Consider the following 13,246-nt stretch of genomic DNA (forward strand, 5'->3'; position numbering starts at 1 on the left):
ATATAATTTCATCATAAACCCCTAAAAATTCCAAAGAATGCATTTGAATTCTGAAGAAAAAGCGGAAATCTTTGAGAAATACGGTAAGAGCAAGACTGACACTGGCTCGCCTGAAGCGCAGATTGCATTATTCTCGGTCCGTATCGCTCATTTGACTGAGCACCTCAAGTCAAATCACAAAGATTATACCACAGCACGCGCCCTTAAGGCTCTTGTCGGCAAGCGCCGTCGTCTTCTTGACTATCTGATCAAGACCGACATCAACCGCTATCGTGCCCTCATCGCCAAGAAGGAGCTCGGTATCAGAAAGTGATCGCTGCCATAGCGGCGATTGCCCGACGACAACACAATCGGCAGAGGCATCCATCATCATGGATTCCTCTGCCGATTCATTTATAGCCGGATATTAAATACCCATTCACTTCCCACGAAACAACACCCGTGAAAATATCCTGACAAAACGCTATCGATTACGACCCATTTTTACTAACTTTGTGGCTTAGTTCAGCTATACAGACATGACCAATAACGATTTCTGCGAAATAACGCAGTTTATCCGTCACAACTACAACGCTGCCGACGGACAGACCGTAGCACTTCACTCGCCGACATTCGCCGGAAACGAAAAGAAATATCTTGAGGAATGCATCGACACCACATTCGTGTCAAGCGTCGGAGCATTTGTAGATCGGTTCGAATCTGAAATGGCTCGATACACCGGAGCTGCAGGCGCGGTTGTCACAGTGAACGGCACCGCCGCCCTCCACATGGCCTTGATATTGAGCGATGTGGAACGCGGCGACGAAGTCATCACACAGCCACTGACGTTTATAGCCACCTGTAATGCAATCGCATATACGGGAGCGAGTCCGGTGTTCATCGACATCGACCGGTCAACACTCGGCCTGTCGCCCGACGCACTCGAAGCATGGCTTGAAGCAAATGCCGACGTTGACAACAACGGTAATTGCCGCAACAAGACAACCGGAGCGCGTATCAGCGCAGCAGTAGTGATGCACACGTTCGGACACCCCGCACGGCTCGACCGACTGGTCGACATATGCGAGCGATGGCACATCAAACTCATAGAGGACGCGGCAGAGAGCGTCGGATCGCTCTACCACGGACGCCACACCGGCACCATCGCCCCGATAGGAGCGTTGAGCTTCAACGGCAACAAAACAATCACTACCGGAGGCGGCGGAATGCTGCTGTTTTCCGACGAAACAATGGCACGGCGTGCAAAACACCTGACCACGCAGGCCAAAGTGCCACACCGATGGGAATTAAACAATGACTCGATCGGATATAATTACAGGATGCCCAACATTAATGCGGCCCTCGGATGCGCGCAACTCGAACAGCTTCCGAATTTTATCGCCGACAAACGACGTACGGCCGAAGCATACCGTCGATTCTTCGAGAATATCGACGGAATCGAATTCGTGACCGAACCGGAGGGCACCCGATCAAACTACTGGCTCAATGCCATACTGCTCCCCGACCGTACCGCGCGCGACTCTTTTCTGGAATACACCAACAACCATGGCATACAGACTCGCCCGGTGTGGGAACTTATGCCAAACCTCAGAATGTGGGAATCCGCCGCCACCGACGGCATCAGGGTGAGCCGCGACATTGCCGACCGTCTGGTCAACATACCTTCGGGAGTGACTGCCCCTCGCTATTGACCACTGCATTTAGCCCGAATACCGACACTAACTGCAAATTCTACCGGCAAAAAGCAAAAATAGTCGACGAAAACATTAACTTTGCATACAGAATTATTACCATAAGCTACTACATCATGAAAATCTCCCGACAGACTGCCCCATCACCGATGGGCGAAATCACGCTCTATACACTCACCAACGCTACAGGAGCCAGCGTCACATTGTCATCGCTCGGAGCCGGCATAGTAAAAACAGAGGTACCCGACCGCAACGGCAAACTTGACGACGTCGTGATCGGATATGCTGATCCGGCCGACTATATTGCCGACGGACCCTGTGCAGGCAAGATCCCCGGACGCTTCGCCAACCGCATAGCCAAAGGCCACTTCACACTCGACGGCAAAGACTATACTCTGGCCATCAACAATGGCCCGAACGCCCTGCATGGCGGCCCTACCGGATTCATGAACCGTATATGGGATTCAGAGGCAAATGCCCAGGAGGGCACCGTGACATTCTACCGTACAAGCCCCGACGGCGAAGAAGGATATCCGGGCAATCTCACGGTAAAGGCCACATATGCGTGGACCGACGATAATGTGCTGACACTGCGCCTGCAGGCCGAAACCGACGCTCCTACTGTTATCAATCTCACCAACCACGCCTACTGGAATCTCGAAGGCCATAACGCAGGATCGATACTCGACCACGAACTGCAGCTCGAATGCAGCAGATATCTGCCTACCGACGACACCCTCATACCGACAGGCGAGTTTGCTCCGGTAGCCGGAACACCCATGGATTTCACTACCCCGAAAAAGATCGGCCGCGACATAAAGACCGATTTTCCGGCACTCAACTACGGAAAAGGATATGACAACTGCTGGGTAGCCCACGGACCGATACGCAAAGGCGAACTGAAGACGGTAGCCATATTGTCGTCCGAACCGTCAGGCCGCATTCTGGAAGTCAGCACCACGCAGCCGGCCGCACAGGTCTACACCGGCAACTGGCTCGCCGGCTCGCCGGCAAACAAGGCCGGCCGCCCGTATGACGACTACGACGGAGTGGCCATCGAATGCCAGAACATGCCTGACGCACCCAACCATGCCGACTTCCCGTCGGCAGTGCTCCGCCCTGGCGAGAAATACGACGAAACTATCAAATTCTCATTCAAAACCAAATAAACAGAAACGCTAATGAAACCGACATTATTCGTTCTTGCAGCCGGCATGGGAAGCCGTTATGGCGGCCTCAAGCAGCTCGACGGCCTCGGCCCCCACGGAGAAACAATCATGGACTACTCGATCTATGATGCCATACACGCCGGATTCGGCAAGATTGTGTTTGTAATACGCAAGGATTTCGAACAGGATTTCCGCGAAAAGATCCTTTCGAAATACGAAGGACACATACCTGTGGAAGTTGTATTCCAGTCAATCACCGATCTGCCCGAAGGCTACACATGTCCTGAGGATCGCACCAAACCCTGGGGCACCAATCACGCTGTGCTCATGGGCAAGAACGCTATCAAGGAGCCGTTTGCAGTCATCAATGCCGACGACTTCTACGGCCGCAATGCTTTTGAGGTCATTGCCAAAGAACTCTCACGTCCGCGCGACCGCAAAGGCGACTACTGCATGGTCGGTTTCCGCGTCGGCAACACCATGACCGAAAACGGCTCCGTGGCGCGTGGCGTCTGCTCGACCAAGGACGGAAATCTGGAATCGGTCGTGGAGCGCACAGCCATCAGCTACGACAAGGAGGGCCGCATAGTATTCACCGACGAAAACGGCACAGAGCAGACTCTTGATCCCGCCACACCGGTTTCAATGAATCTCTGGGGCTTCACTCCCGACTATTTCGATTACAGCGAACGCGAATTCCGCCGGTTCCTTGACCGCTACATAAACACCCCCAAGAGCGAATTCTTCATCCCTCTGGCGATCGACACACTGATCAAGTCGGGCGAAGCAAGCGTAAAGGTGCTTGACACCGACAGCAAATGGTTCGGTGTGACATATGCCGCCGACCGTCCGGGAGTGGTTGAGAAATTCGCACAGCTCCATGCCGACGGCACCTATCCCGAAAAACTCTTCTGACAATCTTAACGACAATATACGGGGAGCGCCCACCGGCCATGACAAGCGGGCGCTCCCCTCTTTATTGGATTCCATACTGCCAGACCAATGCCCAGATCCGACCAAGCGAAACAGCTCGAACTACTCGCACCGGCACGCAACGCCGATATTGCGATCGAAGCCATCCGTCATGGTGCCGACGCAGTATATATCGGTCCGCCCAGTCATGGCGCCCGTCATGTCGCGTCCAATTCATTCGACGACCTGCAACGCGCCACCGACTTCGCCCACAGATTTGACACAAGGATATATGCCACCGTCAATACTATCGTCTACGACAGCGAACTGGCTGAAGTGGAACGTATGATACACCAGCTGTATCGCTGCGGCATAGACGCTCTGATAGTGCAGGATCTCGGCATTACCCGCCTCGACCTTCCGCCCATGGCCCTCCATGCGAGCACACAGTGCGACATCCGCACACCCGCCAAAGCACAGTTCCTGCAGTCGCTCGGATTCACACGTCTTGTGCTTCCTCGTGAACTGACTTTCGACGAAATCGCCGATATTGCCGGCGCAATAACAATACCGGTCGAAGTATTTGTACACGGCGCGCTCTGCGTGAGCTACAGCGGCGACTGCCGTGCCAGCCAGGCACTGAAAGGACGCAGCGCCAACCGTGGAGAATGCGCGCAGATATGCCGTCTGCCGTTTGATCTCACCGGACCCTCGGGCGAGAAAATCATCGAGCGACGACATCTGCTGTCGTTGCGCGATCTCAACCGGCTGACGTCGCTCGACCGACTGATCGAAGCCGGAGCCACGTCATTCAAAATAGAAGGACGGCTGAAAGATGAGGCCTACGTAAAAAACGTCGTCGGAGCATACAGCAACGCTCTCAACCGCATCGTCGACGCTTCGGAAGGCACACTGCGCAGATCATCGTCAGGCACCAGCCGACTCACTTTCACACCCGATCCGGAGAAGAGCTTCAACCGCGGATTTACCGGCTACTTCGGCTACGGAAATAATCCACAAGGCCAAATGGCATCGACGCTCACCCCAAAATGGATCGGCCAGCCGGTTGGAAAAGTCGTGCGAAGCCAAGGCAACCGTATAGAAGCTAATCTTACCGCCGAACTTCATAACGGCGACGGACTCGGATATTTCGACACCAACGGACAATACACCGGATTCCGTCTGAACAAAGCTGACGGCAACAGGCTGTTTCCGGCATCGCCAACATCAATAAAACCAGGCACCACACTATACCGCAACACCGACAAACAGTGGGACGACATAATGACGCGTCCCACCGCATCACGAACCATTTCAGCCCGGATAGAACTATATAGCGTCACAGGCGGCATCGCACTGCGCATAGAGGACGAGGATGGCAATTACACCGCCCTACGGCTCGAAGGAGAGTTTCCGAAAGCCCAGCGCGACCCGTTGCCTCACCGAGCCGAGATTCTCGCCAAGACCGGAGGCACTGACTTCAGGATAGAGCGGGTGACCGACCGTTGCGCCGACATATTCGTTCCCGCCGCCGCACTGACCGAACTCCGACGTCAGGCTGTCGACAGCCTGCAAAGAGTCCGACATGTTACTTATGAACGCGAACGTCCCGGACAACCATCTGACCCCGCGACTGCCAGCCCGCTTCCTTCAACAGTCATTACGCCCTCTGACAATGTGGCCAATCACCTCGCCCACGAATTATACCGACAACACGGAGCCACTGCCATTGACCCGGCAATGGAAGCAAGCGGCAACGTCAAACCGGGGACACGACTGATGACCACACGTTATTGCCTTCGCCGCGAAATGGACCGATGTCTGAAAACAGCCACAGGACGTCTCTGGCCGCAGCAGCTCACGCTCCAGTCGGGCAACATCAGACTCGGACTTGAATTTGACTGCCGAAACTGCCGGATGCACGTAGTCAGCCTATAGCTGCAGTCTAAGCCTGCAACTATTCCTGTGCAGCGACCATCCGGCACCAATCCTCGATACGGCCTTGAGTCAGATCCGGATGATTCACATTATCGATCAGCAGACCCACGGCATGGCCATCCTTGTCGGCTTCCGAACTGTCAAAGCTATATCCGTCGGTTCCAAAGTCAGCACCGATAAATTTCGCACCGGTATCCTTCAGACGCGAATACAGCTCGCCGACGGCATTGCAGAACGTATCGCTCATCGACTCGTCGCCACAGCCGAACAGCGCGATCTCCTTGCCGCTCAGATCCATGACTTCAAGCCCATGAGAGAAATCATCCATATTGTCTTGCATTTCGCCGTCGCCCCACGTACTCGTGCCAAGCAACAGCAGATCATACGCTGCCACTTCCGACGGAGCCGTCGTAGCCACATTGTGGATATCGCTCTCCTTTATACCAAGACACTTCGCTATCATCTCGGCCACCTCCAGGGTGGTTCCGGTAGTAGATCCATAAAAAATTCCGGTATTTTTCATAATCTCATATTGTTTAGTCTGTAAATACAACGGACTCCGGAGCTGTAATGTTCGGCATCTGATATCACCGGATAATACCTGAAATTCCACACAGCAGCCCTCTTGCCGACAGACACTGAGCTGACATCTTTTGCCGGAGTTACAGAAAAAATCGGTAATTTTGCCGCGATTTAACCGGACACAGACCGACCGGCGACATACCGGTCGTCCATTATTATTGATTTATGCGTAGCACTGACACTTCGATAGAAACCACATTTTCAATACTTTTTGCCATAAGCATCGCCCATCTTCTCAATGATGCGGTGCAATCGGTAATTCCGTCGATCTACCCGATACTCAAAGACGACTTCGGACTGACATTCATACAAATAGGAATCATCACATTTGTGTTTCAGATGACCTCGTCGATACTTCAGCCCTTCGTAGGCCGGTATGCCGACCGTCATCCGAGCCCGTTCGCCCTCACATTCGGCATGTGCATATCACTTGCCGGACTTGTCATGCTCGCCTTTTCCGACAGTTTCCACTTCATCATCGCCTCGGTGGCGGTAGTGGGCATCGGATCGTCAATATTCCACCCCGAAGCCTCACGCGTGGCACAGAACGCCGCCGGATACCGCAAGGGACTCGCACAGTCGATATTTCAGGTGGGAGGAAACGGAGGTACAGCCATAGGCCCTCTACTGGCAGCCATGATAGTTTTGCCCCACGGCAAAGGCGCCGTGATATGGTTTGCTCTCGCCCTCGTGCTCGGAGCTATTGTCACCACATGGATAGGCCGGTGGTATCGCCGATACGTGGCCACACGCATGGCATCGCAAGCGGCAAAAGTCATCAGATCGGTCCACTTGACAGAGAAGCAGATCAGACGCGCCATGACAGTACTGGTGTTGCTCACCTTCTCCAAACAGTTTTTTCTGGCAAGCATGCAGAGCTACTTCACATTCTTCCTCATCGACAAGTTCGGCATATCGATCCGCGACGCCCAGCTGTGTCTGTTTGCATTTCTCGCCGCATCGGCCATCGGCATTGTGGCCGGCGGGTACATCGGCGACAAGATCGGCCGCAAATACGTCATCTGGTGCTCAATCCTCGGAGCCGCGCCCTTCGCCTTGTGTCTGCCCTACGCGGGATATGCCATGACTATAGCACTGTCGGTGATTGTAGGCCTTGTGATCTCATCGGCATTCTCGGCCATACTCGTTTTCACTACAGAACTTAAGCCAGCACATATCGGCACCATCGCCGGACTGTTTTTCGGCCTCTCGTTCGGCCTTGGCGGCATCGGAGCAGCCTTCTTCGGATGGCTTGCCGAAATGACCGACATACAATTTGTATTCCGCGTGAGCACACTCCTCCCCCTGCTTGGCATCGTGGCCGCACTGCTCCCCGACATGAAACCGGCCGACAAGAAGCAATAAGGACGATGCATCTTTCCGTATCTCAATTTTTTATCGTAATTTTGCAGACATACAACGACCAATCAGAAACAAACATAAACGTTATTTTATGAAAGCATTTGTTTTTCCGGGCCAGGGTGCCCAGTTTGTCGGCATGGGCAAAGACCTCTACGACAACAATGCCACAGCGCACGAAATGTTTGAGAAAGCCAACGAAATACTCGGCTTCCGCATCACTGACATAATGTTTGAAGGCACCGACGAAGACCTCAAGCAGACCAAAGTCACACAGCCCGCCATATTCCTCCACTCTGTAATACTTGCCAAGACCATGGGAAGCGACTTCAACCCCGACATGGTGGCCGGACACTCGCTCGGCGAATTCTCCGCACTGACCGCCGCCGGAGCGCTCAGCTTCGAGGATGGCCTGAAACTGGTGGCCGCACGCGCCATGGCCATGCAGAAAGCCTGCGAGATCAAACCCTCGACAATGGCCGCCGTACTCGCTCTCCCCGATGAAAAAGTAGAAGAAATCTGTGAGTCAGTGCCCGGTATCGTCGTGTGCGCCAACTACAACTGCCCCGGACAGATCGTCATCTCCGGCGAGACAGAAGCCATCGACGCTGCTTGCGAGAAACTGCTCGAAGCCGGTGCAAAACGTGCTCTCAAACTCAAAGTGGGAGGCGCCTTCCACTCGCCCTGCATGGAGCCTGCCCGCGCCGAACTGGCCGAGGCCATAGCCCGCACAGAGATCCACACACCGATATGCCCCGTATATCAGAACGTCGACGCACAGCCCCACACCGATCCCGAAGAGATCAAGGCCAATCTGGTGGCTCAGCTTACCGCACCCGTGCGCTGGACACAGACCGTCAAGAACATGATTGCCGACGGAGCTACAGAATTTGTTGAGGTCGGACCGGGCAAGGTGCTTCAGGGTCTTGTCGCAAAAATCGACCGCAACGCCACCGTCAGCGGCATACAGTGATCACTACAGCCACACTGCTATGACCACTCACCACAAGAGTGAGCGCAACCCCGTGGCTATAAGCCATATGACCCTGCCGACAGGGTTACGACTGCTCCACATTCCCCTCGCGGGGGATGTGGAGTATTTCGGTATGGCCGTAAGAGCCGGAAGTCGCGACGAAATGCCGGGCGAAGAAGGTCTGGCCCACTTTGTAGAGCACACCATATTCAAAGGCACAATCCATCGGAAAGCCTGTCATATAGTCAACTGCCTTGAGTCTGTAGGAGGAGAGTTGAACGCTTTCACCACTAAAGAGGAGACCAACGTCTACAGTGTTTTCCCGAAAGGCAACCTGCGACGGGCTGCCGGCCTGATAGCCGACCTGGTGACCGACTCGGTGTTTCCCGCACAGCAGCTTGACAAAGAACGCTCTGTGGTGGAGGATGAGATCAATTCATATCTCGACTCCCCATCCGAAGCCGTCTACGACGACTTCGACGAACTGATATTTGCCGGATCACCGCTGGCTCACAATATTCTGGGTTCATGCGATACCCTCGCCACTTTTACTCCTGAAAAATGCCGTCAATGGCTCGAACGCCATTTCACCATCGATTCGTCGATCGTTTTCTATGCCGGCTCCGAACGTCCTGAAAAGGTGATCCGCACAGTAAGCGGAGCATTCGAGCGATTCACGCGCCGCTCCAATGGCGCTGACACACCCATTCCCGCCGCCACAGCCGCACCATTCATTATCGATCGGGGATCGTCGCGTCATCAGGCCCACACGCTCAGCGGTGTCATCACCGCAAGCCTTTACGACAACAGCCGGTTTGCCCTGTCGCTTCTGTCAAACATAATCGGAGGCCCGGGCATGAACTCACTGCTCAACGTAGAACTGCGTGAACGCCGTGGACTTGTCTACACCGTAGAATCGTCACTGGCACTATACAGCGACTGCGGACTGCTGACCGTGTATTTCGGATGTGATCCCGACAATCATGCCCGTTGTTTAGACGTGATGCGGCGCGCACTCGGACGACTTTCCTCCGACGGCCTGTCGGAGCGGAAATTCCGACAAGCCCAACGACAGCTTTCGGGACAGACCGTCATCTCTTCCGAACAACGTGAGAACGCCGTGATGTCTGCCGCAAGAAGTTTCCTTTTGCGCGGCGAAGTCATGACCACCGACGACTGCCGCAAAGCTATCGAGAGCATCACACCTGATGACTTCAGGCAGGTATTGAAACTGATTGATCCGGAGCGACTGTCGACTCTCACTCTGCATTGATCAGCCGCCGACGGACACCTGTGTGCCTGCGAAACATCGTGAAACATTGCTCCCCCGACGCATCTTTTACTCTAATCACTTGCATATTTACCGACATTGCATTAACTTCGTGACTGATGAATATTGGTGATATACAATTAGGACAGCGTCCGGTGCTCCTCGCTCCGATGGAGGATGTGACCGACGAATCATTCCGACTCATCTGCAAAGAGCAGGGAGCCGACTTCACTTACACGGAATTCGTGTCGGCCGACGCGCTGATACGCAACATAGCCGCCACCACACGCAAACTCAAGATCAGACCGGCTGAGCGTCCGGCCGCCATACAGATCTACGGCCGCGACACGCAGTCGATGGTCGAGGCTGCCAGAATAGTGGAACAGGCTCAGCCCGATGTGATCGACATCAACTTCGGATGTCCGGTAAAAAAAGTGGCCGGAAAAGGAGCCGGAGCCGGAATGCTGCGCGACATACCAAAAATGCTTGAAATCACCTCAGCAGTGGTCAAAGCGGTCAATATTCCTGTCACGGTCAAGACCCGTACAGGGTGGGATGCCGACCACCGTCTCATAGCCACTCTCGCCGAACAATTGCAGGACTGCGGCATAAAAGCGCTTACGGTGCATGGCCGCACAAGAGCGCAGATGTACACCGGCTGGGCCGACTGGGAAATGATTGCCCGCGTGAAAGAGAATCCCCGGCTGACCATACCGCTCATAGGCAACGGCGACATCACTACCGGACAGGAAGCACGCGAAGCATTCGACCGCTATGGAGTGGACGGAGTGATGGTCGGACGCGCCTCTATCGGCGCCCCATGGATATTCCGTTCGATGAAAGCAGCTATAACAGGCGAAGATGAGCCGATGATCACAGACGCCGAGAAATTCGCCATACTGCGCCGTCAGATCACCGAGAGCATAGAACGCATCGACGAATACCGCGGGATACTCCACATACGCCGTCATCTGGCAGCCTCGCCGCTGTTCAAGGGCATAGCCAATTTCAGGGACACACGCATAGCCATGCTGCGCGCATCGACCTACGACGAACTGTCGGCCATACTCAACCAAGTGGAAGAACAGCTGTCGACACAGGAAATCAAACGAAACCCCACCACAACCCAACAGATATGAAACGCAAACTCATCCCCATCATTTTAGCCACAGCGGCCGTTGCAGCCTACGCGGCCGAACCGACACGCTATGAGCTCGACGTAAAGGACTTCACCGAACTGAAGGTGACGGACGGCATCAATGTCGACTACCGCTGCAATCCTGATTCGGCAGGAAAAGCCGTGTTCAACACATCGCCGGAACTGGCATCGGCCATATACTTCGTCCCCGGAAAGTCTAAACTTGAGATACAGCTCGCCACAAAGGAAAACGGTAAATACGACGGTCTGCCCACCGTGACGGTCTATTCCAATTTCCTGTCAAAAGTGGAAAATTCCGGTGACTCGCTTGTAAGAGTGGTCAGCATAGCTCCCGGCCCGAAATTCAAAGCACGGGTTATCGGCAACGGCCACTTGCTCGTACGCAACGTGAAAGCCAATCAGGTCGACGCATCGATCGACACCGGCAACGGCACCATAACCATCTACGGATCGGCCGACCAGGCCAAATTGTCGACCACCGGCAAAGGCAACATCCAGGCCGACGGACTGACAGCCAACTCTGTCAAGTGCAGCCTGTGGGGCACCGGATCTATCGGCTGCAGCCCCAAAGAGGAGCTTTCGGTGATGGGAGCCGGATCCGGCACCGTCTACTACAAAGGACAGCCGTCGATCAAAAACCGCTCCGTAGGAGTCAAGACATCACCGATAGATCAGACCGAAAGCAAATAAATGGCCCAGCAGGCGGAAATGAAACGCCGCGTGGCCGGCACTGTCAAATGGAACGCCATCGACAAACTGTTGTCGATGGCTCTCTATACCGTCACCGGGATAGTGCTCGCGCGTGAAGTGCCTAAGGACGACTTCGGCCTGCTCGGAGCCGTCATGGTGTTCGCGGCCTTTGCAGCCCTGTTTGTCGACAGCGGCTTCTCATCGGCGCTGATTCAGAAAAAACGCGTGAGCCGCCTTGACTACAGCTCAGTGTTCTGGCTCAACATGGCTGTAGCCACCGCCATATACATAATCCTTTACTTCTGTGCCCCGCTCATAGCACGCATATTCCAGAACGATCTGCGCATCATACCGGTGGCGCGGGTGGCTCTGCTCGCATTTGTCATCAACGCCACTGCCATAGTGCAGACCAACCGGCTCATGAAGCGTATGCAGGTGAAAATGATCACTGTCAGCAATGCACTCGGACTCATCATCAGTTCGGTCGCCGCTATATGGATGGCTGTCGAAGGGATGGGAGTGTGGGCGCTCGTATGGCAGACCCTGATACTCTCCGCCGTAAAATCCATCATACTCTGGGCCACCGGCCACTGGACTCCACTCTTTCGCATATCACTGCGATCGCTTAAAGGCTTTTTCAAAGTAGGCTCGGGCATGATGGGTGGAGCGTTTCTCAATATCCTGTTCAAAAACATCTATGCGTTTATAATAGGCATGAGAGCCGGAGTCTTGCCATTGAGCTACTACACCCAGGCCGACAAATGGAGCAACATGGGCATATCATCGCTCACGGCAATATTCACACAGTCGTTTCTGCCCGCGCTGTCGCAGTTTCAAGACGATCCACGGCGCTTTGCAGCATCGACAGCCAAGATGAACCGTTTCACATCATATCTGCTTTTCCCCTGCTGCGGACTGGCCATAACAGTGACCACCGCACTGTTTCATCTATGCTTCGGCTCCAAATGGGATGCGGCCATATATCTGTTTCAACTTCTGATGCTGCGAGGCATATTCACCGTATTGAGCAGCCTCTACAACAACTACATACTGGCACTCGGCCGCTCGCGGCTGATAGTCGTCACCGAATTGCTGCGCGACTCGGCCGCACTCATCGCCATAGCGCTCACATGGCCGTTCATCGCCCTCGAAACGGCCGAAGATCCCACACTCGGCATAGCTATTCTGCTCTGGGGACAGATCGGAGCCTCCGTCCTTACATGGGGAGTCACTCTTGTCGTGGCCTCAAGACTATCCGGACGCAACGCATGGCAGTTTGCAAGCGACTCGCTGCCTTATGCCGCCACAGCACTGATTTCGGTGACACTCGCCTCCATGCTCACATGGCTTACCGGCTCGCCACTGCTGCTCACCGTAGGGCAACTCCTCATCGGAGGCGCTATATATATGGGACTTAACAAAATTGCCGGTTCGCGCATACAGTCGGAAGTGATCGGTCACTTGCGCTCGCGCTTCATACGCTGACTCCGCTGAAATGATATC

General features: G+C 54.4%; 12 protein-coding genes. 11 read left to right on the forward strand and 1 reads right to left on the reverse strand.

All coding sequences use genetic code 11. From position 1 onward, the window contains the following. Positions 1-37: 37 nt before the first annotated feature. The 5 genes from rpsO to C5O24_RS02145 all read left to right on the forward strand — a co-directional run bounded on the left by rpsO (position 38) and on the right by C5O24_RS02145 (position 5,710). A complete protein-coding gene (rpsO, locus tag C5O24_RS02125; protein WP_107036275.1) occupies positions 38-313 on the forward strand; it encodes a 30S ribosomal protein S15 in 276 nt (91 codons plus the stop codon). Between the two features lie 205 nt (positions 314-518). Further along, on the forward strand, positions 519-1,691 hold the full coding sequence (locus tag C5O24_RS02130) for a LegC family aminotransferase (RefSeq protein WP_107681380.1): 1,173 nt from the start codon (positions 519-521) through the stop codon (positions 1,689-1,691). Between the two features lie 116 nt (positions 1,692-1,807). Next, the gene (locus C5O24_RS02135) at positions 1,808-2,860 is read left to right on the forward strand and encodes an aldose epimerase family protein (RefSeq protein ID WP_107036277.1); all 1,053 of its coding nucleotides are present in this window, start codon (positions 1,808-1,810) and stop codon (positions 2,858-2,860) included. Positions 2,861-2,872: 12 nt separating this feature from the next. After that, positions 2,873-3,775, forward strand: a complete 903-nt coding sequence (locus tag C5O24_RS02140) for a glycosyltransferase family protein (RefSeq protein ID WP_107036278.1) — start codon at positions 2,873-2,875, stop codon at positions 3,773-3,775. 87 nt (positions 3,776-3,862) lie between these two features. Continuing rightward, positions 3,863-5,710 (forward strand): peptidase U32 family protein, encoded by a 1,848-nt coding sequence (locus C5O24_RS02145; RefSeq protein ID WP_107036279.1) that lies wholly within the window; start codon positions 3,863-3,865, stop codon positions 5,708-5,710. 19 nt (positions 5,711-5,729) lie between these two features. On the opposite strand, the gene C5O24_RS02150 is transcribed toward C5O24_RS02145, so the two are convergent. Then, positions 5,730-6,233, reverse strand: a complete 504-nt coding sequence (locus tag C5O24_RS02150) for a flavodoxin (RefSeq protein WP_107036280.1) — start codon at positions 6,231-6,233, stop codon at positions 5,730-5,732. Between the two features lie 224 nt (positions 6,234-6,457). Between C5O24_RS02150 and C5O24_RS02155 the strand changes: the two genes are divergently transcribed. From C5O24_RS02155 to C5O24_RS02180, 6 genes are all read left to right on the forward strand, one after another. Continuing rightward, the gene (locus tag C5O24_RS02155) at positions 6,458-7,657 is read left to right on the forward strand and encodes an MFS transporter (protein WP_107681381.1); all 1,200 of its coding nucleotides are present in this window, start codon (positions 6,458-6,460) and stop codon (positions 7,655-7,657) included. Between the two features lie 88 nt (positions 7,658-7,745). Beyond that, entirely contained in the window at positions 7,746-8,624 is an 879-nt protein-coding gene (gene fabD, locus C5O24_RS02160; protein ID WP_107036282.1) for an ACP S-malonyltransferase, read from the forward strand. A 19-nt stretch (positions 8,625-8,643) separates the two neighbouring features. Beyond that, entirely contained in the window at positions 8,644-9,897 is a 1,254-nt protein-coding gene (locus C5O24_RS02165; RefSeq protein ID WP_107036283.1) for a M16 family metallopeptidase, read from the forward strand. A 116-nt stretch (positions 9,898-10,013) separates the two neighbouring features. Continuing rightward, positions 10,014-11,033, forward strand: a complete 1,020-nt coding sequence (dusB, locus tag C5O24_RS02170) for a tRNA dihydrouridine synthase DusB (protein ID WP_107036284.1) — start codon at positions 10,014-10,016, stop codon at positions 11,031-11,033. Then, a complete protein-coding gene (locus tag C5O24_RS02175) occupies positions 11,030-11,743 on the forward strand; it encodes a GIN domain-containing protein (RefSeq protein WP_107036285.1) in 714 nt (237 codons plus the stop codon). The genes dusB and C5O24_RS02175 overlap by 4 nt, the downstream gene beginning before the upstream one ends. After that, positions 11,744-13,228: a lipopolysaccharide biosynthesis protein gene (locus C5O24_RS02180; RefSeq protein ID WP_107036286.1), complete on the forward strand. Its 1,485-nt coding sequence runs from the start codon at positions 11,744-11,746 to the stop codon at positions 13,226-13,228. The last annotated feature ends 18 nt before the right edge of the window (positions 13,229-13,246 follow it).

Origin of the sequence: Paramuribaculum intestinale, assembly GCF_003024925.1 — a bacterium.
Taxonomy (GTDB): Bacteria; Bacteroidota; Bacteroidia; order Bacteroidales; family Muribaculaceae; genus Paramuribaculum; species Paramuribaculum intestinale.

Bases quoted from the DNA above. Each gene is read 5' to 3' on its own strand.
- fabD (WP_107036282.1), top strand. From the start codon at position 7,746: ATGAAAGCATTTGTTTTTCCGGGCCAGGGTGCCCAGTTTGTCGGCATG.
- rpsO (WP_107036275.1), top strand. From the start codon at position 38: ATGCATTTGAATTCTGAAGAAAAAGCGGAAATCTTTGAGAAATACGGT.
- C5O24_RS02140 (WP_107036278.1), top strand. From the start codon at position 2,873: ATGAAACCGACATTATTCGTTCTTGCAGCCGGCATGGGAAGCCGTTAT.
- C5O24_RS02130 (WP_107681380.1), top strand. From the start codon at position 519: ATGACCAATAACGATTTCTGCGAAATAACGCAGTTTATCCGTCACAAC.
- C5O24_RS02165 (WP_107036283.1), top strand. From the start codon at position 8,644: ATGACCACTCACCACAAGAGTGAGCGCAACCCCGTGGCTATAAGCCAT.
- C5O24_RS02155 (WP_107681381.1), top strand. From the start codon at position 6,458: ATGCGTAGCACTGACACTTCGATAGAAACCACATTTTCAATACTTTTT.
- C5O24_RS02135 (WP_107036277.1), top strand. From the start codon at position 1,808: ATGAAAATCTCCCGACAGACTGCCCCATCACCGATGGGCGAAATCACG.
- dusB (WP_107036284.1), top strand. From the start codon at position 10,014: ATGAATATTGGTGATATACAATTAGGACAGCGTCCGGTGCTCCTCGCT.
- C5O24_RS02145 (WP_107036279.1), top strand. From the start codon at position 3,863: ATGCCCAGATCCGACCAAGCGAAACAGCTCGAACTACTCGCACCGGCA.
- C5O24_RS02180 (WP_107036286.1), top strand. From the start codon at position 11,744: ATGGCCCAGCAGGCGGAAATGAAACGCCGCGTGGCCGGCACTGTCAAA.
- C5O24_RS02150 (WP_107036280.1), bottom strand. From the start codon at position 6,233: ATGAAAAATACCGGAATTTTTTATGGATCTACTACCGGAACCACCCTG.
- C5O24_RS02175 (WP_107036285.1), top strand. From the start codon at position 11,030: ATGAAACGCAAACTCATCCCCATCATTTTAGCCACAGCGGCCGTTGCA.